This window comes from Flavobacterium fryxellicola, from assembly GCF_900143245.1.
In the GTDB taxonomy this organism is placed as follows: Bacteria; Bacteroidota; Bacteroidia; order Flavobacteriales; family Flavobacteriaceae; genus Flavobacterium; species Flavobacterium fryxellicola.
Genome location: NZ_FRDK01000011.1, coordinates 40475 through 62460, shown reverse-complemented (window position 1 = coordinate 62460; position 21986 = coordinate 40475). Strand labels below are relative to the sequence as shown.

The following is a 21986-nucleotide window of genomic DNA, read 5'->3' as shown; positions in this document are numbered from 1 at the left end:
CTAAAATTTGTTTTGAAATCAATCTAAAAATGTTGCAACTGGATTATGATTGAGGGAGATTTTAAATTATTTCAAACTTAAATTTTAGAAATTATGGCAAGACAGAAAGGCATAATTAAATTGAAAGGTACTATCGGTGATATTACTTTTTACAAAACCCAAGATGGACATTTGGCACGTGAAAAAGGAGGCATTGATGCCAGCAGAATCAAAAATGATCCTGCGTTTCAAAGAACGCGTGAGAATGGTTCTGAATTTGGAAGAGCAGGGAAAGCAGGGAAGATTTTGAGAACGGCTTTGAGAGCTGTTTTGATCAATTCTGCCGACGGTAGAATGGTAAGCCGCTTGACTCAAGCAATGATAAAAGTTATCCAAGCAGACACAGTTAGCGTGCGTGGATTACGCAATGTGATTGACGGCGAAGCGGAATTGTTAGTAGGCTTTGAGTTTAATATCCGAGGAAAATTGGGCACTAGTTTGTTTGCTCCCTTTGCAGGGACTATTGATAGGGTGTCCGGTGACATCGCTGTAGATATCGCTTCTTTTATTCCTGCAAATATGATTGCAGCGCCAAGTGGGACTACTCACTTTAAAATTATTTCAGCTGGTGCTGAAATTGATTTTGAAGCTGAAACATTTGTTGAAACCCATTCAGAAACAGCTATTCTACCATGGGATACGACTGCAACTGCAGTGATTACTCAGACCAATACGGTAACGCCAAATAGTATTAAACCATTGTTTTTAGCTTTAGGAGTTGAGTTTTATCAAAGTGTAAATGGCCAGATGTATCCTTTGAAAAACGGAGCTTATAACCCATTAGCACTGGCTGCAGTAAGCGGATTGTAAGATGGTTTTAATATTGAAAAGAACTTATTTCCCTGATGGAACAAATAGTAAACTCGAATACGAGGGCAAATTAATATGTAACGCTATTGAATTGCCATGGAAGAAAAACGAAACGAAGGTTTCATGCATTCCGGAGGGGAAATATTTTATAAGAAAGCGTTACAGCAACAAATTCAAATGGCATTTGGAGGTTATGAATGTTGAAAACAGAAAATTTATTTTGATTCATCCAGCCAACAATGCGCTTGCAGAATTAAATGGCTGTATTGCTCCGGTAACTCAATTTTCTGGTCCAGGTTTAGGTCTTATGTCACGAAAGGCATTTTATAAATTAAAAGATATGGCTTATAAAGCTTTAGATCGAGAAGAAGAGGTTCGTTTAATTGTTAAATCAGATTTCCAATAAGGAATGATAAAAAAATAAATTATGAATTTAATCAAGAGAGCGAAAGCTCCAACGCCGAAATTTTTTAAAGTGCTTCGAAATATTGGTCTTGCATTAGCTGCAATTGGTGGAACTGTCTTAACAGCCCCGGTGGCGCTGCCCGTTGTCCTAGTTTCAATTGGCGGATACATAGCAATCGCGGGCGGTGTTATTTCTGCTGTTAGTCAATTGACTTCAACTAAAGATGCAATCCAGTAATTCAGCTTTAGTTGGTACCGCTGGCGGTACTTTTTTGAGCATAATCCCGAATTTGAATTCGGAAGATGTTGTAAAAACTATTGTTTTGGCCTCCATTGGCGCAGCGGTCAGTTTTACAATTTCGATTATACTTAAATTTTTGATTCGAAAGCACAAAAAGTAATGCAATTCAAGTTGTGGTGACCGTGAATTGCATTTTAGAAAGTCCATTCCGTAAGGTTTGGACTTTTTTTGTTTCAATTTTCTTCCAATAGATTCAAAGTAACCTCTTCGATTACCACTTCAGCACAAGAACCATATAGACCGTTATATTTTGCGCTATCTACCGCCTTCTTTCTGCTGTCAAATATTCCAAAGCAAACTCTTGATGCCTTGTTTTTCCATATGTCAGTTTGGTATAAAATAAATAGTTTCATAAACTCCCTTGTTAAATTAATAAATCAAATTTTCTTGCAGTAACGGTTTAAAATGATGTTGCGCATTTCTTTGATAAGATTTATATTTTGATTAAAATGATTTTCTTGTTGTTCCAACAACTTTAATGCTATAACTTCTTTTTTATGTTGTTCGAAATCGTGCAGCATTTCAGTTACTTTGCGTGAAAAATCTTTTCTGAAATCGTCAATTCGCAAAAAAGGAATTACAGAGCCATGCAGGGACTGGCGCCAGAAATTGGCTTTCCATAAGCTATACGCAAGCCAATAGACTGTTTCTGTATCCTCTTTATTGGCAAAAATTATAACGAAACTATTGGTAAATGGTTCCTTTTGTGGTTTGCCGCTGTTAAGTCCTTTATTAAGAATAAAGATTTTCTCTCCTGTGTATGAGGTGTCTTTCTGATGTGTTTTGACGATAAAATTTGGCATACTTTCTGAATTTAGATTAGGTACCTCGCTGCGCTCGGCACCTAAATATTTTTAAAAGAAAAAGAAAAAAAAGAAAGTCGCCTGAGAAGTGCAGGTTTCAAAAGAAGTCCAGTTTTTTTGAAAAAATACTACCTCAGACTGCTGGTAAAATGAATCCGCATCGCTATAACAAAATGGGAATTGAAACTGTAAGGGTGGAGATTTTTTCAAAAACCCGTAGGGCTTGAACTTGACTTTTTGAAACCGGAGCTTACCTTTACTTTCTTTTTTTTATTTTTTTCTTGGTAGCACTATTCGTTTACGTTAGGACACTACTCTCTGGATCGTTCTACTGAAAACAGCAATCCAACACCCCCAAGCACCGCAGAGAATAATGATAGTAGCGACAGCGGAAATTATTATTATCGAGGAGCGCAGTGGCGGGGTTGCGGCAATCGAACAGCTACCATAAACGCGAGAATTGAGCGCAGGAACGTAGTGAAATGAAGCGGGTATGAGCGTGAAACGGCGGGGAAAAAATAAAATACTCCCGCCTTTTGTTGGCGGGAAACCTTGATTTAGGGCAAAGTGCCGTTTTTCACGGAACGGAGCCAACCCCGATAGCTGTGCGAAGGAGCAACCGCTGAAACAATGGAGGGCTATAACTGGAATATGGCTGGAATGTAGTGGAGCGCCTTACGACTGCGCTCAGGGTGACAAAACAAAACTGCTATAAAAGCAAATTGCAGGTAACTAAAAGTAAAAGTGTGGCGGCGTAACGTAATGAAGCGATATTGCGGTTATGGTAGCCCGACCGAACGCAGGGAGTGACCGTGTGAAGATGAGGAACGAAACGGCGCAAAAAAACAGCTCCTTATTTTCAAGCTGCTGTTTTTTTAGAGCCGTGAAGTGGCTGTGGAATGGAGGGAAACCTAAATTGTTTCTTATGGAAATAAAATGCTGATAGTAGCTTAAAAGAGGTTATAAAAATAGAGGGTAGACCGACTGGAACTGCCGAACGGAACAAAGGGAACGACCGTAGGGAGACCGCTTGATTGCCCGTGATGTTAGGAACGGAAATATTCTTGTGGAAATAACTTATTCTTAAAATCAGATTGTTACGAGATAGGGTCTATTATTTTCAATTTTGCTTCGTCATGTTCTTTGAAGGCATTACTTAGCGTTAGGTGACTTTCCAATTCATCAATATTGTTTGCTATTAATGTTGCACTAAATTCTTGTGCTCTTTGTAACATTCTGATATACGCTGTTGGATCATCGTTTCTTGTTAGTCTTCTTAATGCTCCTAAATAATCATCACGATATACTGTTGGAATTATGATTCGTGTTTGGTTTACTTTTACTAATTCGGCATTCATCATTACTCTTGCAATTCTACCATTTCCGTCTAAGAATGGATGTATTTCGCTTATCATGAACATAATGTAAGCTGCTTTGGCGAATGGTTCTTGTAGTGCTTGGTAGTAATCAAATCCTTTTATCAAAGTACCTCTTACTAAAGTGTGGTCAACAAAATGTGTTTCTCCTGCTCGATTGTTTTTTTCTTTGAATTGACCTGGTTTTTTAGAGGTTCTGGCTCCTAAAAGTATTTGATGTCTGTATTGCAATATGTTTAGTAATTCATCAGGATTTGAAGGTGTTGTACTCATTTCCTTTAGATTACTTACTAATTTGTATGTTCCTAAAATGTCGTGTGAATCTTCGTCACGGTTTGGAATTGGAGTTTCGGTCTGAATAATACTTTTAGCTTCTTCGATTTCGAAAATAGTTCCTTCAATATAATTGGAAAAATAGGCTTCGAAGAAAGCAAAATTTCTAAAAGAATTTACTGCTGCATTTATGTCTTGTCTTTCTTTGTAAGGTTGCTGTTGTAGTTCTACAAATAACTTTTCGAATAATTCCAAGCGGTGTTTGTCATACGGATTTCCTAAAGCTCTGGCTACTGCTAAAGGTGATGTGAGTATTTTGGATGGTTTTGTTGTTAGCAAGGCACTTACCAATTTGTTTAGTTTCTCAAACTCGGATTGCATTTTTAACTTATCCGCTATTTCTCTAGCTTTGTCTCGTAATTGGTTTAGTCCTTCTTCGCCTTTTACTTGAACAATTTGTTCTAATTTTGTTTCAATTTCGGGTAAGGTAATGGTTTTGGAAGTTGGTCCCACTTGACGTGAGGACTGTAGATTTTCCAACAATGCTCTTTCTTGTTGTGATACAAATAATTCTCCCGAAAATGGATTGTCTCCTTCTATCGCCGGCAATCCTTCCATAAAACGAATGGTTATACCTGGCAACTCAATTTTCTTGGTGTACGTATAGGTTACAAAAATTTGATTTGCTGTTGTCGGTTTGAATTCTAAAGCTGAACGATGGCTTAATACTGCTCCTGGATATAGTTTTCCTAAAATGGTAAAGATGTTTCTTCTAATAATTATTTCCTCCGATTCGTCAAAATTTGAGGTATAAATACGAGGTGCAATTTTTTTTATTTGGCCTTCTGCTTCCAGTTGACTTAATTGTCTGTTTAAAGCGATATCGCTTGTTGCAAAAATTATCTCTTGAAGGTGGATTGGGATGTTATTTTCCATTATAATTGCTTTTGAGAGTCAAAATTAGTTGTTATTTTCCACTAAAAAGCAATTTAACGCAAAAATTTTCCATTATAAACTATTTGTTAGCTGATTTTAATTTCCACTAAAAGCGACTTTTACCAGAAAATGAAGTGTTATTTTCCAGTAAAGCTTTATTTTTCGCAAAAAATTTCCAGTAAAAAATGGCTGTTGTTTTTTAAATTTGTAACAAATGAATTCTAAATTAGTTGCGAAACTAAATGACTGCCCGTGATATTTAAAGGGATTATTGTTTTGACTTGCTACTTTTTTTTGGAACTATTCGAAAAAGTGTTTGAGGGATTACTTTATTCTGATACCTGTTGGGGCAGGGAAATCTTTACCTATTTGAAACGTGCAAAAGTGGGTACATTGTATCTTTTTGCGACCATTGCGCAAACTTCGTTACTAATACGCTCCTTTGTGGTTTTAAGGTACTTAAGGATTGGTGTTTTGGAATAATACTGTTCTAGTTTAACAATATCTGTTGCAAAAGTTTCTTGGTTTGTGGCAAACAAAGCTCTTGGAATTATAATATCTTTATCTCTGGAGAGATTAAGTTTACTATGATCCATATCCCAAAATAAGTGTTTTGGAAAAATTGTCGCTATGTTAATTGATTGTTTCACAATACAAAATTAGTCATTTTTTTTAATACCATCCGTTAATAAATGCTCAAACTGGTGTTAATTCACGTATTCAAACAATTATAAACTACTAAGATCGCGTTTATTATACTAATTTTAATATGCGAATGTATCTGTAATTATCTCTTTCAAATCGATGTCGAGAATTATTGCATTTTGTTATTGAGATGGGAATCTTCGCACTCAAAATCATAGCGGATCGTAAAATAATATTAATAGGATTTTTTCTAATTAAAATGAAATTAGCGAAATGAAGCAAACGGCAGTCATGAGTTAGGAATACTTGGAATAAACGAGGATTTGTATCAGCTGAGTGAGATAATAATAATTTTAGTTCTAAAATAATGAAATATCATATTTATATTCTGGTCTCAATCCTTGAATTTTATAATTATTTAATTCATATTCTAGATGTTCATTCATAAACTCTTCTCCCAGATCTTCATATAGTTTCATGAATTTAAGAGCAATTACGTTTAGTGAATTTGCGGGTATGTGTTCTTTTCTTACTAAACTAGCTTTTCGGAAAGATGTACAAATTAAAGTGTAAATTTCAATAATCATTTTATCACTACTTTTTTCTGTTGGTGCTATATTATTATACTTCCCGATTTCTCTAAACCTAATAACTACACTTCTATCAAACTTATCTAAGAATGAGATTGGTTCTATCGGTTTGTTATTTAAAATATATACATTAAAAAAAAACAACGGATAAATTATGGTCATCAGCAATCTAACAACAATGATTAGTAAATATCTATAAAACCAATTTTTATTCTCATTCTGTTTTAAAGCGTATTTATCTTCTTTTTTTAAATATATGGCAAGAGGGCCATTAAAATTAAGGATTAAACCTAGAGTTATATATAGCAGAAATATTATCATAAAATCTTAAATGTCAATGTTGAATCTAATTACATTATATCTACCATTATTCAGTTATATTGTTGTACTATCAGAATTCATATTATGGCTGCGAATTTGTTCATGATTTGATTAAATTTAAAATGGCATATTCGATTTATCTATTTCTATTTGAATATTTTTATTTAGGCCTTTTTCGTTACATTTGAACTTTGTACATTCATAAATATCATTTACAATTCCTTCTTTGATATCAAAAATTAAATCAAAATAATTATTGGATTTATTTCCAATAAAGGTATAACCCTTGCACTTAAAATTACATTTTTCAGAATTACAGTAGCCGCTATGCATATGCAAAAAAGTATCTCCATATTTTAGAAATTCATCCATTGCATCATCTAGTTTGCTTATGAATTTTTTCTTATCAAAGTTCTGATAAGTACGGTTATCTTCTAAAATAGAATTTAACATGTCGATATCTAAGTTTTGTAAAAAATACAGAATTGCATCGGCTTGTGTATTTAACTGTCGTGGCTCTTCAACAGTTATTAGATATTTTTTATTATGAGTGACATAAGTAACATCACCCATAAGGGCAAGCTCTTTTAGTATTTTTAGTTTATCTGGATCCATTTAGATAATTGTAATTGACGTGAAAATTTAATTAATAACATAAGTGCCGCTCGTCGATTTAGACTTGCCTAAATCATTTAAATTCTTTTCTTTAGCTCTATCAAATGATTGTTGATCCTCTTGTAACTAAACTTATCAAAAATTGAATCAACCGTTATAACTGAATTGGATTTTCTTTTAGTATTAAAATTAAAACCCACACCACATCCCATCAGGAAAAAATTAGAATATAAAATCCTGTCATGTGAATGATATTGTATGTATTCAAACGATAACTTGTAATCACCTTGGAATACATTTAGTAGCTTTCTTTTAATTTTTTCAATATCAAATCGCTCTGATTCTCGTTTGAAATTAAGATAATTCGTGAAAAATTCAATTTTCGTTTCAGTATCTGGTTTTATTACATTCTTCAATAGCGGAATTATATTTTCTTCAATAGGTTTGTTTCCTGAATTTTCAGCAAATAAATAGCCGTCATTTATTATGATTTTATTTTTTGGAATTGTCTTCAATTCTTTAAAATAATCCCAACTTCTAAAACTTTCACTTAAATCAACTTTTAAATTTTCACAAATAGAAATTATGGATTCTATGGTTTTTTCATAATTTTCATAACAAAAACAAAGAGCTCCTTTCTTTTCCGCTTCTTTAAACCATGTTTCTTCATTGATTGTAAAAATGAGAGTTTGTTCACATTTTGAGTGTGCAAAAAAATGTTCTTTTATAGAAATTATTGGTATTACAGGGAAATCTTGTGACTTTAAAGTAATTAAATTAATATTATATAATTCGAGTTCTTTGGGAGTTTCAAATACGTAATCAATATACAAATTTACATCACCATAAGTTTTTAAAATCGAAGTTAAAACCGTTTTTCCTTTTGTTACAGGTGTTTCAGCAAACTCTGAATTAAATTTATCCAAGAATGCCTTCTCTACATATAGCTCCATACTTAATTGTTTTGTTCCTGATTCAGTTTCATTAAGTCAAATTGCAACTGTGTAGCTTCATCATAAAAACCTGGTCCAAATGTATCACTTAGATTACCGTTTTCTCTGATTTCAATAGGCTTCACCTTAGGCTCATTTGCAGTCACATATTTATCAGCATTGAAATAATAAATAATCGATTTGTCGATTCCAATTGATTTTTTAGCTGTTAAAAACTGCAGCTTACGTATCATGTATTCACTATGAGTTTCAATTATGAAATTCAATTCGGGGTAATAGTTGATAATCTCGACAAAAACATCTGCTAATTTTGATTGTAAGTTAGGGTGTAAATTTGCTTCCGGCTCTTCAATAATTATTGTTTTTTCATCAGTAGGAAAACTAATTGAAAATTCATTGCTTTCGTCACAATTCTCAGAAGTCTTTGCTTTTATTTTCATTCCTTCCTTTGGTTCTGTCAATGTAACTATTTTAAGAATGATAGGGATAATTTGTGAAAATCCAAATCCCACATCAGATAATGCTACTTTACGGTCATTAATAGTCAAATAGACTATAGATATGATATTTTCAAAACGCTCAACTGATAGTTCACCAGGAATCTCTAAAATTTCAAATATGATTTTAAGAAAAGTGATGTTTTTTTGTGACTTATTAAAAAAATCAACTACAATGCCGTCAATATCATAGTCTGAAGTATTTGCTAAAACTCTTTTTTGACTTGCTCTATTTGCGGATATATATTGTAGTTTATTAAACTCGCTTTTTAAATTTGATCCGTATTTACTAAATTGTTCGAAAAATGTTTTTTGATAACCAGTTTCTCGAAAAGGAGGTTCACTATTGTTGTCAAAAAGTTTAATTTTAAACAATAACTTCCCTAACTCTGTCTCCCTAATTTCGATAAAATCATTCCCGTGGGTTGCTTGAAAATGAGTTTTTATTATTTCTTTTACAACATTATTTGCACGTTTAAGACAATACTCTAATGCATTGTTAAAATCTGTTGGTATTCCGGTTAATTTGTGATTTCCATCAAAATAAATATCTCCAAATTCTTTTTTCTGCAAATCTATTAGTTCTTCTTTATGATAGGCAGTTGCGTTTATACTGTTGATAATGATATCATAAAGCAAATAATTTTTTTCTAATTTATTTATCGTATTTTTTAAGACAATAGTTCCTATAGTTGGTGTTTGAAGGTTTGTTTGGTCAGAATCAGAAAATCTTTCAGGATTTTTTCTAAATATTTCTTCAAAATTTTCCAGGTTAATTATGTCTTCATTTGGTGAATTTTCAAAATTAACAAGTAATTTTGTCTCATGAGTTTCCCATGGGTCTATCGTTCGGTATGTAGATCCTAGTAATTTATTATTATAAATTAAAGAAAACATAATGTCAATATTAAATTTTAATCTACAATTGGTTCCATCACTTTTGAATACCAATAGGTTTTCATTAGAATTTGTAATATCTATTTGGAATAAGTCACCGTTATTCTTCATATCATTAATGAAATAATTATCAACAAAATAACTGTCATCTAAAAATTCTAAATTATTATCAAAACGAATTTTTATTTTTTTATCATTCAACTCCCAATTCGTGACTTTAGCAAAACTTTCAAGATTGTGTGATCCCCCATTAAAATTTAATTTAGAAACACCGTTCTTCAACAACAGCAATAGTTTTGTAAAAGAACTTTTTCCAGCATTATTTGGGCCAACAAGCAGCGTTATTGGTCTGATTTCAAATTCAGTAAATTCTTTGAATACTCTAAAATTTTCAATTCCTATTTTCTTAATCATGTTCTGTTGATTTTAATGCAAAATAAACCTATATCTACGCAGCTTTACTGCATAGTAAAATTTATTCCGTAGTATTGTACCAAATCTAAACAATTTAAATCATTTTATATTATGGCTGTTACTAAAAAACCACTTATTCGCTACAAAATTTTAGATGCTTGTTTTAAGAATCCCTATAAGAATTTTACAAAAGAATTATTATTGGATGCTGTTAATGATAAACTACTAGATTTATTTGATGATGAAACCCAATGTGTTAAACTTCGTCAATTGCAAGATGATATTGCCTTTATGAAAAGTGCTGAAGGCTGGGGGATTGAATTGGCAGATATAAAAGATGGTAAAAAAAGGATTTACAGGTATGAAGATTTAGATTACTCTATCAACAATGCTCCCTTGAATGAGGTGGAAATGGATCAATTTCAGTCGGCTATACAAGTGCTTTCGCAATTTGAGGGAATGCCACAGTTTGAAGGGATTCAGGAGATTATTGCAAAGCTTAAAACAGATTTGAAAGTGTCAACTAATGAGAAGCCGTTTATTGGTTTTGATCGTTCGCAAGATTTAAAGGGAATAGAATATTTCAGTACGCTGTATAATGCCGTACAAAATAAAACTACTTTAGAAATTACCTATAAAGACTTTAAAACGGAAGAGCCTTACACTTATATTTTTCATCCACATTACCTAAAAGAGTATAATAATCGCTGGTTTTTGTTTGGTTTCCATCCCGAAAGTTATAAATGGGACTGGAATGTAGCTATTGATAGAATAGTGTCAGTAAGGCCAATTGTTATTCCTTTTGTGGTTAATGAAACTATCGATTGGCAAGAGTATTTTTCGGACATGATAGGTGTTAGTAAAGGAGTAAATGCTGTTTTAGAAAATGTTGAGTTGCATTTCAACCAATTGACTGGAAAGTATATGGAGAATAAATCCATACACGAAACCCAAAAGCATAAATGGCTTGATGAGTTTACTTTAGAACTGAAGATAAAAGTAATGCCCAATTACGAATTAGAGCGATTGATTTTGTCTTATGGTGAAAGTGTTAAGGTTATAGAACCTCAACATTTGAAAGACAGGATTAAGGAAAGATTATTGAAAGGATTGGATAATTATTAATTTATTGAATTTTCAAAAATTGTATAATCTGCTACGTTGTTGATTTTAATAATTTCTGAAGTTTTTAGGTTTTCAGGTTTCTTAATATCACATATTTTAAGCAATCCTTTTTTTCCGTCTAGTACTAATAAGCGATTGGCGCTAAACTCTTCCGATATTTGGTATTCTGAATTTGGTTCAAAAGCAATGACACCAATAGGTCTTTTTAATTCAGAAAAAGTTTTAAGCGTGTATTTGGATCCGCCTGTTATAGAGCTTTGAGCTAGAATTAATCCATTAGACAAACCAGCCTGAATTCTACTTGCTTTGCTGCCAGAAAATTGATCTTCTTTTTTATTAGGCTCTTGTTCTGATATGAGCAATCCATTATTTGCCAAAACCATCGATGCAAGTTCTTTAGTAACTTTTGAAGATGTTTTTTCAAAATTTAACCCGCCTGATAGTACACCTATGACATTTGGAGCAATTGTATTGTTAATTAATATAGCACTTTTATCAATTCCGTCAACCAGACCGTTACAGATAGACCATTTATCGCTGAAGTACGTTCCTAATTTAGCTGCAATCTTATTTCCTAAGTCAGTTGATTTTCTTGTGCCAATTATGGCAATCACCTTTGAAAGTAAATTAAGATTTCCTTTCAAATAAAGAATAGGAGGAGGGTCTTTTATTTCAAGCAATTGTTTAGGATAATCTTTGTCGATAATGGTTCGTATTGTAATATCAAGTTCAGTACATTCCTGTATTATTTGTTCAGCATATATAATATTTTCTTCAAGATCATCTAAAGTGATTTTGTTACTGATACCACAAAGCATTTCATGATTGTTTTTGTAGCTATGTATCAGATGAATATTTTGCTTCATAAAAGCCGCTCCAATACCTTTAATCAAAGAAATAGCTATTATATATTTGGTTTCAGTTTTCATCAATTTATTTTTGTAGATAATCCACACCCAGTTTTATAGGAACAATTATGAAATTTAACTCCGTCTTCTTTTCGAATACTTATTTTCATGTCATTATTGCAACGAGGACACTTTTTAGAATGGATGGGTAAAATTAAATAAAACAAAGCGATAAATAGAATGTTTTTTGCTCCTCTAGCTTTCAACTGTGTTACAATTTCATATGCTGTTGCAGATGATGTAAATTGATCATCAATAACAATTATATTTTTGTCTGTTAGATCAAATTCTGTTTTAGTGGTGAGGAACTTGGAAATAAATGCTCTTCTAGAAGTATAATCAGGTCGGTTTCTTAAAGAGCCATCGACCTCATCTCTCCATTCAAATAGTTTTATTTTAGTAATTGCACTACCTATTAAGTCAAATATTTCTTTCATCTTATTAGGAGGAGAGGTCGTTTTTTTATCTGACACATAGGTTAAGTAATCCCATTGATATTGTGGTAAACTTTCTAATCTCGACAAATATGAATTTAAACCATTAACTAAGGTATTCAAAAACTCTTGGCTTCGTTTAGGATTGTCTATTTGATAGTATTTATCGGCTCTTGCATATTTATCACATTCGCCATCTTCTTGTCTGGCTAAGCATCTGAAAGCAATAAAACCATTTTGTGTTTTAATATCTTTAAACGCAACCGACCTATATGAATCACTTCCAGTAAATGCGGCTTCAATTGCCAATAAACGACTTAAAGGGCTATCAATTATTTTATTAATACTCGAATAGCTTTTAGCATAAAATGTAGGTCCCATTTTTAACGGTTTCCAATCTTGTCCAATACCATCACGTTCGTCAACTTCTGAAGCTTTATAAAACTTTGTGTGAACTGTTCTGATGTTTAACCTTCTGCCTAATTCTATATCTAAAAAACTATCTCCAATGAGAATAAAATTGTCTCTGTCGATATATAATTCTTTAAGTTCTTGATTTGTTTTTATGAATTCTAATGTTCTGTCTGGGTTCGGTTTATCAGCAAGAAACACAAATTCAACATTAAATATTTCGACAGCTATTTTTTGAACATATTTTGGATGAGAATCAGAAACTATAATCACTCTATTTCCTAAACTTTTTTGTTGATTGATAAATTCAATTGCACCATCAAATACTGGGATAGTATTAAGAATAGTATCGTCAAGCCCGTCCTTCATTCTTTTGAATTGGGGATGAGCCGTGTTAGTTAAGGTTCCGTCTAAATCAATAAGTAATATCATCCTCTATCTTTGTTATTAAGTCTTAGTTATCCAATTTTCAATATGTTCATTTATTTTTTCTTGCCATTCTCTTATGTCTTTCTGAACAGGAATTTTTAACAAACTGCACTCCTCGTCTTTTTTATCATGTAACCTATGATGATAATTACCTGTGATTATTTTTTCATTCTTGTCTGGATAGAGTAGAGCTGTTTTCTTTGCATTATAATAATGTAAATAGGCAAACATTTGACGTAAATCATCATTTGATGGTTTGTCGTCATTCATATTTTTCCATTTGGTATCTAAAACATAATTTTTAGTTAGGTACTTAATGAAAATATCAGCCTTAAAATATGACTTTGTCTGATTGTTGCTCTTCCAGAATTTCGCAACTTTCTGATCTTCAATCTCAAATAAGGGATTTGACTTAATACTGTGAAAAACGAATTTTTCCCATAAAGCGTTCATGTCAAACATTAAAGCAACGACTTCATCAACACCAGTTATTACATCAGGATGAAAATTTAATAGGATCATTTTTGAAATTAGTAACGATAATTTATAAGGTTGAGTTTTTCTGTTTAGATTAATTTTATCAAAAGTACTTTCCATAACATTTACATTATTAAGTTCAGGAAAATTCATTAATAATCGATTAATTCTACTTTTCAGAGCCTGTAAACCGTTTGTTTGCTGTAAAACCTTTAAGGTTTTATATAAAATGGCATGTAAATGATGTTGCGTATCATATTCTGTAGTATGTACATAAAACCGTTCCTTATGGACCAAGTTATATTGTATTTGTTTAGAAAAAATTAAGTTTCCAGATAGCGATTTTTTATTATCTTCAATCTCGCGGTATTGCTTGATTAGACCTTTGTGTAATAATGTTTCTATTTCAATTATAAAAAGTTCATAATATATGTCTAAAAAGCTATTAGGTAATAATTTTAGCGAACTAAAACTCGTTGCATTGACATCAAAAGCATTGACCACTTGAAGCATTTTTATTAATAAGTTTCTCCAGCTATCTTTCTCTTCTTTTTCAGATTCTACATTCCAACTTCGATCTGCTTTTGGCAAAACCTCTATTACAAGATCTTTTAATTGTAATACGCCAACAAACTGACAAAATCGCACTCCATTTCTAACCAAAGTATAAAATGGGAATGAGTTTTTGTCTGCGGTTAGTTTGGTTAATTGGCTTAAGTTCAGAAAAGTATTAGGTTTGTACTTTCCGTCTCCAAAATAAATTTCTAATGCATCTAAATGTTTCTTTTCAAATAGAATACCATTATATTTTTCATTAACTATTAAACTATCGTATTCAAATATTGTGATTTGTTTCCTATTCATTACTTTCAGGAATACTTACCTTATTCATTAATATATTTAAAGCATTGTAAAAAATTGCATCATCATTAAATTCTGTGATACTATAATTATAAGTTTCTCTGCCCACATAGTCGTTCCCATTAAACTCTTTATCGTTAGCAAACAAGTCCTTATGGTTTTCTACTTTTATTTTTGTCACAAAACCAGACCCCAAAACTAGACCTATCTTATTGTAATCACCATAGAAATACTCTTGTAAGAGCGGAATAATGTTTTTATAGAATGCTGATTTTACCTTAGTCTCTATAATTTCTTTTTCATCCAAAATAAAAAATGAATGACCTATTAAATGATCCCTACCCAATAAAACTTCAATTCTTTTATTTATAGTTTCAAGAATATCATAAGCAAACATTCCATTGAACGAATATCTCGATTTGTGTGTGTCAAATAATTCATATTTAGGCATCATTTCTACAAAATCAAATCTACGGCGCAATGCAGTATCTAAAGCTTCGACGCTTCTATCTGCGGTATTCATTGTTCCCAAAATATAAACATTCTTAGGAACGCTAAATTCCTGTTTGCTGTACGGTAAAATTCCTGTTATGGCCTCGCTATTACCTTCTCTTTTACTTTCTTCTACAAGCGTGATTAACTCTCCAAATATTTTGGAAACATTTCCTCTATTAATCTCATCAATAATTATAACAAAATTTTTATTAGCGTTATCACTATTCTCTACTTTAAACGGATAGTTAGCTTTAATGTATTCGCCTATCGCGGTAGTATATGGTTTCCAGTCTCTGATTAGATCGTTAATTACATAATCCCTTACCATTTCTTTGGTAACTCCCATTTTTGTAGCTTTTTCGGTTTCTGGTATAGCTACAGCAGTTTCATTACTGTTGATTATTACTTTAAATTTCTTCTTTTGTGTGGGTGTTTCTAACATAATAGATCCTTCATTTAGAACCTCTTCTACAAATTTAGAATAGGAATCTTCAAATGTTTGCGACGCTTTCTTTTCCGACGCTTTTAAACAAAGCTTTTTAAAAACGCCATTTTCAATCTCATAAACTACTTTTCCTTCATTTGTTTTTTTAGGTTTTATTCCTTCAATAAAATCTTCATAACTCATGTTTTGATGAAAAGTAGTAAATACAATTTGGCCTTCTTTTACTTTCTTGTCGTATAGTCTTTTAACTTCCAATCTATCGTTCCAATCCAAGATCTTTACTTCGTCATCGTCGATTATTTCTAGGGCTTTGTTAATAGAATTATAGGTTTTTCCAGTTCCTGGTGGACCATATAGTATTTGATTGAAGGACTGTTTCATGTAATTAGAATTATTATTTGTATCAAAAGGAACTGTACTGTGCATTTTCTCAATGATATTTCTTATTTCGTCACCAATATTTTCGTCAATATATTTAAGAGCTGCAGTTACATTATCTACTATGTCATCCTCTCGTAAATTGTAGCTTTTACTGTAACCTATACTTTTAGAACCTTGCCAATCAATCCATTCTAGTTTCTCTGGTAGTTTTTTTATCATATTGAAGAAAATTTCTTTTTCTGTCTTCATGCCTTCGAAATGAACATCAACAAAAACTTCGCTTCCTTTTTTTCCTCGTGTGCTAACTTCATAGTGAGCAATTCTATCACCAATAATTCCTTTCTTATCAGTAACCCAAACGAAGGTTTGTTTTGGTTTATGTTCTAATATTTGAAATTCAACGTATTCTGTCTTAAAATGAATTTTAAGACTTTCAACTAACTGCTTAAATGTCATTTCTGATTTATTTTTATTTAATTGGTTTATAAATTTTAAATAATGGGAATTAATCAAAGAATTTGGAATTCCCCTTTCAGTTCGATCATTAAAATCTATATATTCCTTATTTTGATTTTTTAAAATTTCATAATCTTTTTGGACTTTTTGAGAAAGTGCTTCAATATCAGAATAATCAGCATTAACTTCAAATAAGCTATAATCAAAAAACTCTTCTATTCTTCTAATGATTTTGTCGAATTTTCCTCTTTTAGCTTCAAAGTTATATATAGATTCATGCTCTTTATTCTTATTTCTAATAGCACATAAGAAGTTATAAAATGGTTCTTTTAAGTTTGTTTTTTCTAGGATATCTGTTTTAAAATTATTTCTCAAAATAGCATATTCTAAAAAATTTGATAATAAACCTTGAAAAGCAGAATCTTCAAATTTATAACCACTTTCTAAATATCCTAAATCAATGTTTTTTTTGTCACCTTCTAATTTTATCAGTTGAGGAGCTTTTTTTTCTATTTCAACAATACAAGCCTCTTTGGTTTTTCCTGCACTTCCGGTTGTCACACCATCATGTGTAAATTTAATTTTGTTATCTTCAAGTTGAAGGAATTTGTCTAAAACATATTGAATAAAATTGCTATCTGTTTCCCCATTTCTAATTCCAATTGTGTTGCCATTGTCCCTGATATAATTAAAAAGGCCCAATTCATATTTTACACCATTGTAATTTAGATCTATTTTGCGACATATATTTAAACCCTTAAACTTGACCAAGCCGTGATCTGTTATGTTTGTGAAACCATTTAATTCTGTGAAATTTTTATTTGGATCAAACAAACACTTATAAAATTCAGTAATTATTGGTATTAATTCAGGCGTTGTTGTTTCTGATAATTCATTCATATCTAATTGTCAATATTATTTTATTATTACAAATAAACCCAGAAAGTCACAGGATTTATAATTGATACATTTAGGATTTGTCTAACTTCACAATTTTGCAGAAACCATTCAGACATAGTATTTCCTCCTCTAATTCTCGGTGTATTTATTGGATTTGCTGTATATAAAGTTCCTGGAATAGGTTCTCTATTATTTCCTAAATAGATGGTAATTGGTTCCAAATGATTTCCAACTAGATCAATAAATTGATTGGAAAGATTTAGAAAACCTTGTTCAAATGGAGCTGTAGTTAGAGTAGTAGTCGTGTGCATATTTATAGTTTTTAAATCCCCCTAACTCTCTTATCATACAAATCCGTAAACCACATTTTTTTGAACATGATATTGGCACGATCTTCTGATAGTTTGTTGTAGAGTTCCAGCTTGGTATTGATAAAGTTTAATAACTCGTTATCTATTTCCTCACTGAATTTGTCTTGGATGTTGTCTTTGGAATTGTTTTTATTAAAGAAGCCCATCAATTCTTCGTTAGAATAGATTTTATCTTTCATTTTAAGAAATTCTATTTTGTCTTCCTCTGTGAGTTCTAGTCCAAAAGTATCATTGAGTACTTTGATGATGTTTGTCAGTAAATCCAGTTCATCTTCTTCTTTGCCGGCAACTCCTCCTGGAGTCATTCCGTAGGCTTCCCCGTTCTCGGATACTAAGGCTAAGTCCGTCGTGTACATATGTTGTATTTTGTAGCTGTCTAATTCTACTTCGCCTAATACATCCAAAGGCAAATTAGCCTTTACATAAGGCAGCATTTTCATCAAAGCAGTCAGGAAGACATAGTATTTCTCCAGTTCTACATCTGTAAAAGTGATAATTTGACTTAAAAAGCGATACAGTTTTAAAAAGGTTTGTGCATCTGACTTGAAGTTTACTTGGTCTTCTTCGTTCAGCGTATCCACGAAGCGTTTGCTAACTGTTTTTAATAATGGATTTAGCTTCTCGTAATTATTTCCTTTACGGAAAAAGATCTCAGCAAAGGCATTAATTTCATTTTCATGGAACACATTGAAGTCATCAATTTTATTTTGTACAGTATATAAACTATTGGGATCGGTTTGATTGTCTTCTTCCATGAAGTTCTCGCCATAGAAATGCTGAAAATCAGCTTGCACCATTTCAGGGTCATTTACAAAGTCTAGCACCATTGTACTTTCTTTACCACGCATAGTTCTATTCAACCGGCTTAAAGTTTGAACCGTAGCAGCACCGCCTAATTTTTTATCTACAAACATGGTATGCAATAAGGGTTCGTCAAAACCAGTCTGAAACTTATTTGCCGCAATTAAGAATCTAAACTGAGGTAGTTTTAAGGCTTCAGGTATCGATATTTTACCCTGCAATTGATTCATACTCGTTTCGGTATATTCCTCATTGGTTTCGTGGTCTTTTACTGTTCCTGAAAATGCCACTAAGGCTTCGTACGGCAATTTCATTTCCCTCATGATATCATCAAACTTGACTTTGAAACGTACGGCATGTAATCTCGATTTGGTTACGAGCATGGCACGTGCTTTCCCTTGAATTTCATTTTGGGTTTGACTCACAAAATGTTCAATCATTATTCGTGCTTTTCGTTCAATGGCATGATCTTGTAAATCGACATAGGAACCTAATAAACGTACTGTTTTTTTCTTTTCGTATTCTTTGTCGCTGATCTCAGTACGCTTTATGATTTTATAATAGCGTTTGAATGACATATAATTTTTCAATACATCGCGAATGAAACCTTCCTTAATGGCTTGTTCCATCGAGTAGGTATCAAAGGCTTTTATTTTACCATCTTTTTTTGTACCAAATAATTCCTCGGTTTTTGGTTTTGGAGTAGCGGTAAAAGCAAAAAAGGAAATATTAGGTTGCTTTCCTTTTCGTTTTATTTCGTCTGCAACAATATCATCAATATCTTGGGAAACATCCTGTTCTTCAGCTTCTTCAAGCGACAATGACTTTTTTAAATGTCGCGCTGCCTCTCCAGATTGTGAGCTGTGGGCCTCATCAATTAGTACTGCATACGTTCGATTAGGAATACTAGCAATAGTCTCTGAAATCACAGGAAATTTTTGAATCGTGGTTACAATTATTCGTTTGCCTTCCTCTATTGCCTTTTTTAGATCTTGACTTGTTTTATTTTCATCTATGTAAGCCACCAATCCCGGCGTATTATCGAGTTGACGGATGTTGTCTTGTATTTGCTTGTCTAAAACTCTACGGTCATTGACAATTATTACCGAATCGTATAAGGCTTTGGTATCGGTATCTTTTTGATAAAAACCACTCAAGCGATAGGCTAACCACGTGATGGTATTTGATTTTCCTGAACCTGCAGAATGTTGAATTAAATAATTTTTACCCACACCTTCTTCTTGAACAGCATTCAATAAGCGTTGCACGGCTCTTCGTTGGTGAAAACGAGGAAATAATAATTTAGTTGATTTCTTTTCCTTTAAACTTTTGGTAACGCTGTCATATACTTTTTCTACATCCGTTTGTACATTGATGTAGTTTTGAATTAAATCTAATAAAGAATCCTTCGTTAAGACATCTTCCCATAAATAAGAAGTGGCAAAACCGTTTTCATTATAATTATCTAATTCTTTATTGAAAGGTAAAAAGAAAGTCGCTTTTCCTTTTAATTCAGTGGTCATGAACACTTTTTCAGTACCAACTGCAAAATGGACTAAACAACGTTTGAATTCCAAGAAAGGTTCTCCTTTAGGATCGCGATCTTGCATGTACTGTTTGATAGCGTTGTGGTGATTTTGTCCTGTTAATTCGTTTTTTAGTTCTAAAGTAACCACCGGAATACCGTTAATAAACAAAACCAAATCAATAGCATTTTCATTCCTTTTAGAATACTTTAATTGTCGAACTATGGCCAACCGATTTTTTCCATACCACTGCTGGTGTTCTGGTGATTTATCGTTCGCCGGCTGAAAATAAACCAGATCAAATTTCTGACCTCTGTCTATTACTTTTTTACGCAGTAAATCCAGCGTTTTGTCTTTATTGTCTTTGTAGACCTTGGCAATATTTGCAATGATCTTTTCATCTACTTTATCACCATATTGTTCTTCTTTTAAAAGAATGTATTTTTCTGGTTGTGTCTCTTGAATAAAACCAATAACCTCAGTAGGAATGAGGCATAATTCCTTATCGTATGCTGTTGGAGCTACTTCGTGAAAACCACCATACTCAGTCAAGTATTTTACAATATGTTCTTCTAGATGAATTTCTCTAATGCCTTGTGCCATATTAATCGTTTAATTTAGTAAGGAGTAGATCGAGTTCTTCTTTCTTATCTTCAATTTATTTCAAGATTGAAATTTACTCCAGTAATTTTTCTTTTTCTACTTTTAAATCCTCTATTTCTGATTCCAATTGTGTATTTGAATTTTCCTGTAATTCTAAAACAAGTTTTTCAATTTCTTGTCTTGATAAGTTTTCATGCTTGTTTAAATAATCAATAACTACTTGAAAATTTGGGTGATAATATCTTTCTAAGTAACCAAAAGAGTTACGCGAGAACGGAAACCGCAATAAAAATGTATATCATTTGACACCAAACGATAATTAATATTTCTTTCATTTGTTATAGTTTTATTTCAATCGACTAATACTACATCTTACTCGTCGATTAAACCTATAACACGGCATCCATTTTCTTTAACGATGCATTTTTCTATATATTTAGTTTTTAACTTGTTGCCATTTCATAACTATTTTACCTCCTCAGAAATTAACGATAGGCTTGGAGTTTTTCTATTTATGATCCAATGTTATTCAAATCCAATTTACTTGCGTGCCGTCAGCTATTTTTTTAAATATAAAAGAGTAGAAATTACTTTTAAAATCCTAATATTTTTTCCATTCTAAACTTTTAAAACCGCTCTCTAGGGACCATTTACGCCATACAGCTTCGAGAATCTCATTATCTCTTTGACCTTGCATGTGTTTATAATTTAGCATTTTATCATCTTTATCTCTCTCATGCGTTTCATAAATATGTAAATTAGTAAATTTATTATTTTCTGCTTTTATTGGTTGTAAACACAATGATTTATCTTTTTCAAGAGCAGTTTTAATGTCTGTTTTATTAGCTATACAATACGCTCTTACTTTTTCAATTTCGGGACTACCAAAATAGAATTGACTATTGCCTTTTTTATTAAAATATTCTAAGTATCCATCTGTGAAGATATAGATATGATTATCATAATTTATATATGTAGTGTCAACACCATCTGTTAAAAACGTTTCTTTTTTGACGATGCCATCATTTTGATTTTTTTCAATCAAAATACTTATTAAATCAAGGCCTTGATTTCTTATTGTAGTGTAGGATGAATTTACTTTATTTTCAAAATCTCTAAGCTGCTGATTCAAACCTTTATTTTTATATTCACCAGTTGAATTAATAAATTGTTGTTTTGCTCCAAGACCACTGATTTTATCAATATCAATTGACGCTATCATTTTGTCAGAAAAAGAAGTGTAGTAAATGGATGATTTGTCTCCAATTTTTTCACCAGGTTTTACACACTCATTTTTAAAATAGGATATTAAATTTTTAATTTCTACAATATCCTTGTTGGGTTTATTGTCAATGCGACTGGACATATCTGATATAATAACTATATTTTGATATGTCAATTTTTTATTTTGGGGTTCAGAGCCACAAGAGGCTAATACAATTAATCCCAAAAGTGTATAAAAAGATTTGTACATGATATTAAAAATAA

At 31.9% G+C, this 21986-nt stretch carries 18 protein-coding genes; 4 read left to right on the top strand and 14 right to left on the bottom strand.

The features are described 5' to 3' along the window. Positions 1-93: 93 nt before the first annotated feature. The 3 genes from BUA03_RS14025 to BUA03_RS14015 are packed head-to-tail and all read left to right on the top strand — an operon-like array spanning position 94 to position 1492. Positions 94-849 carry a hypothetical protein gene (locus BUA03_RS14025; RefSeq protein ID WP_066076209.1) on the top strand — a complete coding sequence of 252 codons (756 nt, stop codon included), beginning with the start codon at positions 94-96 and terminating at the stop codon, positions 847-849. 1 nt (position 850) lies between these two features. Beyond that, positions 851-1255: a DUF5675 family protein gene (locus tag BUA03_RS14020; protein ID WP_066076206.1), complete on the top strand. Its 405-nt coding sequence runs from the start codon at positions 851-853 to the stop codon at positions 1253-1255. Between the two features lie 21 nt (positions 1256-1276). After that, positions 1277-1492: a hypothetical protein gene (locus BUA03_RS14015; protein WP_066076203.1), complete on the top strand. Its 216-nt coding sequence runs from the start codon at positions 1277-1279 to the stop codon at positions 1490-1492. Positions 1493-1932: 440 nt separating this feature from the next. Here BUA03_RS14015 and BUA03_RS14005 read toward each other — a convergent pair whose 3' ends face one another. From BUA03_RS14005 to BUA03_RS13975, 7 genes are all read right to left on the bottom strand, one after another. Continuing rightward, positions 1933-2358, bottom strand: coding sequence for a DUF6943 family protein (locus BUA03_RS14005; protein ID WP_066076197.1), 426 nt, complete (start codon positions 2356-2358; stop codon positions 1933-1935). A gap of 1097 nt (positions 2359-3455) precedes the next feature. Then, on the bottom strand, positions 3456-4943 hold the full coding sequence (locus BUA03_RS14000) for a Fic family protein (protein WP_066076194.1): 1488 nt from the start codon (positions 4941-4943) through the stop codon (positions 3456-3458). A gap of 365 nt (positions 4944-5308) precedes the next feature. After that, positions 5309-5593 (bottom strand): DUF6922 domain-containing protein, encoded by a 285-nt coding sequence (locus BUA03_RS13995; protein ID WP_066076191.1) that lies wholly within the window; start codon positions 5591-5593, stop codon positions 5309-5311. A gap of 354 nt (positions 5594-5947) precedes the next feature. Further along, on the bottom strand, positions 5948-6499 hold the full coding sequence (locus BUA03_RS13990) for a hypothetical protein (protein ID WP_066076188.1): 552 nt from the start codon (positions 6497-6499) through the stop codon (positions 5948-5950). A 117-nt stretch (positions 6500-6616) separates the two neighbouring features. After that, positions 6617-7114: a hypothetical protein gene (locus BUA03_RS13985; RefSeq protein WP_066076185.1), complete on the bottom strand. Its 498-nt coding sequence runs from the start codon at positions 7112-7114 to the stop codon at positions 6617-6619. A gap of 77 nt (positions 7115-7191) precedes the next feature. Further along, the gene (locus BUA03_RS13980; protein ID WP_066076182.1) at positions 7192-8067 is read right to left on the bottom strand and encodes a hypothetical protein; all 876 of its coding nucleotides are present in this window, start codon (positions 8065-8067) and stop codon (positions 7192-7194) included. Between the two features lie 2 nt (positions 8068-8069). Further along, positions 8070-9875 carry a DUF3696 domain-containing protein gene (locus BUA03_RS13975; protein WP_066076179.1) on the bottom strand — a complete coding sequence of 602 codons (1806 nt, stop codon included), beginning with the start codon at positions 9873-9875 and terminating at the stop codon, positions 8070-8072. Between the two features lie 111 nt (positions 9876-9986). Here BUA03_RS13975 and BUA03_RS13970 point away from each other — a divergent pair, with 111 nt between their 5' ends. Beyond that, positions 9987-11000 carry a helix-turn-helix transcriptional regulator gene (locus BUA03_RS13970; RefSeq protein WP_066076176.1) on the top strand — a complete coding sequence of 338 codons (1014 nt, stop codon included), beginning with the start codon at positions 9987-9989 and terminating at the stop codon, positions 10998-11000. On the opposite strand, the gene BUA03_RS13965 is transcribed toward BUA03_RS13970, so the two are convergent. The 7 genes from BUA03_RS13965 to BUA03_RS13930 all read right to left on the bottom strand — a co-directional run bounded on the left by BUA03_RS13965 (position 10997) and on the right by BUA03_RS13930 (position 21972). Beyond that, positions 10997-11929, bottom strand: coding sequence for a DNA-processing protein DprA (locus BUA03_RS13965; RefSeq protein WP_139255672.1), 933 nt, complete (start codon positions 11927-11929; stop codon positions 10997-10999). The genes BUA03_RS13970 and BUA03_RS13965 overlap by 4 nt on opposite strands. Then, a complete protein-coding gene (locus BUA03_RS13960; protein ID WP_066076171.1) occupies positions 11929-13185 on the bottom strand; it encodes a hypothetical protein in 1257 nt (418 codons plus the stop codon). Before BUA03_RS13960 ends, BUA03_RS13965 begins: the two co-directional genes overlap by 1 nt. A gap of 15 nt (positions 13186-13200) precedes the next feature. Then, positions 13201-14523, bottom strand: a complete 1323-nt coding sequence (locus BUA03_RS13955; protein ID WP_082854261.1) for an McrC family protein — start codon at positions 14521-14523, stop codon at positions 13201-13203. Next, positions 14516-17197 carry an McrB family protein gene (locus BUA03_RS13950; RefSeq protein WP_066076164.1) on the bottom strand — a complete coding sequence of 894 codons (2682 nt, stop codon included), beginning with the start codon at positions 17195-17197 and terminating at the stop codon, positions 14516-14518. The genes BUA03_RS13955 and BUA03_RS13950 overlap by 8 nt, the downstream gene beginning before the upstream one ends. A gap of 26 nt (positions 17198-17223) precedes the next feature. Beyond that, complete coding sequence (locus BUA03_RS13945) at positions 17224-17508, bottom strand: hypothetical protein (RefSeq protein ID WP_066076161.1); 285 nt, start codon at positions 17506-17508, stop codon at positions 17224-17226. Between the two features lie 11 nt (positions 17509-17519). Then, positions 17520-20498: a type I restriction endonuclease subunit R gene (locus BUA03_RS13940; protein WP_066076158.1), complete on the bottom strand. Its 2979-nt coding sequence runs from the start codon at positions 20496-20498 to the stop codon at positions 17520-17522. Between the two features lie 601 nt (positions 20499-21099). Further along, the gene (locus BUA03_RS13930; protein ID WP_066076152.1) at positions 21100-21972 is read right to left on the bottom strand and encodes a hypothetical protein; all 873 of its coding nucleotides are present in this window, start codon (positions 21970-21972) and stop codon (positions 21100-21102) included. Positions 21973-21986 lie beyond the last annotated feature (14 nt).

Coding starts and splice junctions, on each gene's coding strand:
- BUA03_RS14025 (WP_066076209.1), top strand. CDS start 94: ATGGCAAGACAGAAAGGCATAATTAAATTGAAAGGTACTATCGGTGAT.
- BUA03_RS14020 (WP_066076206.1), top strand. CDS start 851: ATGGTTTTAATATTGAAAAGAACTTATTTCCCTGATGGAACAAATAGT.
- BUA03_RS14015 (WP_066076203.1), top strand. CDS start 1,277: ATGAATTTAATCAAGAGAGCGAAAGCTCCAACGCCGAAATTTTTTAAA.
- BUA03_RS14005 (WP_066076197.1), bottom strand. CDS start 2,358: ATGCCAAATTTTATCGTCAAAACACATCAGAAAGACACCTCATACACA.
- BUA03_RS14000 (WP_066076194.1), bottom strand. CDS start 4,943: ATGGAAAATAACATCCCAATCCACCTTCAAGAGATAATTTTTGCAACA.
- BUA03_RS13990 (WP_066076188.1), bottom strand. CDS start 6,499: ATGATAATATTTCTGCTATATATAACTCTAGGTTTAATCCTTAATTTT.
- BUA03_RS13985 (WP_066076185.1), bottom strand. CDS start 7,114: ATGGATCCAGATAAACTAAAAATACTAAAAGAGCTTGCCCTTATGGGT.
- BUA03_RS13980 (WP_066076182.1), bottom strand. CDS start 8,067: ATGGAGCTATATGTAGAGAAGGCATTCTTGGATAAATTTAATTCAGAG.
- BUA03_RS13975 (WP_066076179.1), bottom strand. CDS start 9,875: ATGATTAAGAAAATAGGAATTGAAAATTTTAGAGTATTCAAAGAATTT.
- BUA03_RS13970 (WP_066076176.1), top strand. CDS start 9,987: ATGGCTGTTACTAAAAAACCACTTATTCGCTACAAAATTTTAGATGCT.
- BUA03_RS13965 (WP_139255672.1), bottom strand. CDS start 11,929: ATGAAAACTGAAACCAAATATATAATAGCTATTTCTTTGATTAAAGGT.
- BUA03_RS13960 (WP_066076171.1), bottom strand. CDS start 13,185: ATGATATTACTTATTGATTTAGACGGAACCTTAACTAACACGGCTCAT.
- BUA03_RS13955 (WP_082854261.1), bottom strand. CDS start 14,523: ATGAATAGGAAACAAATCACAATATTTGAATACGATAGTTTAATAGTT.
- BUA03_RS13950 (WP_066076164.1), bottom strand. CDS start 17,197: ATGAATGAATTATCAGAAACAACAACGCCTGAATTAATACCAATAATT.
- BUA03_RS13945 (WP_066076161.1), bottom strand. CDS start 17,508: ATGCACACGACTACTACTCTAACTACAGCTCCATTTGAACAAGGTTTT.
- BUA03_RS13940 (WP_066076158.1), bottom strand. CDS start 20,498: ATGGCACAAGGCATTAGAGAAATTCATCTAGAAGAACATATTGTAAAA.
- BUA03_RS13930 (WP_066076152.1), bottom strand. CDS start 21,972: ATGTACAAATCTTTTTATACACTTTTGGGATTAATTGTATTAGCCTCT.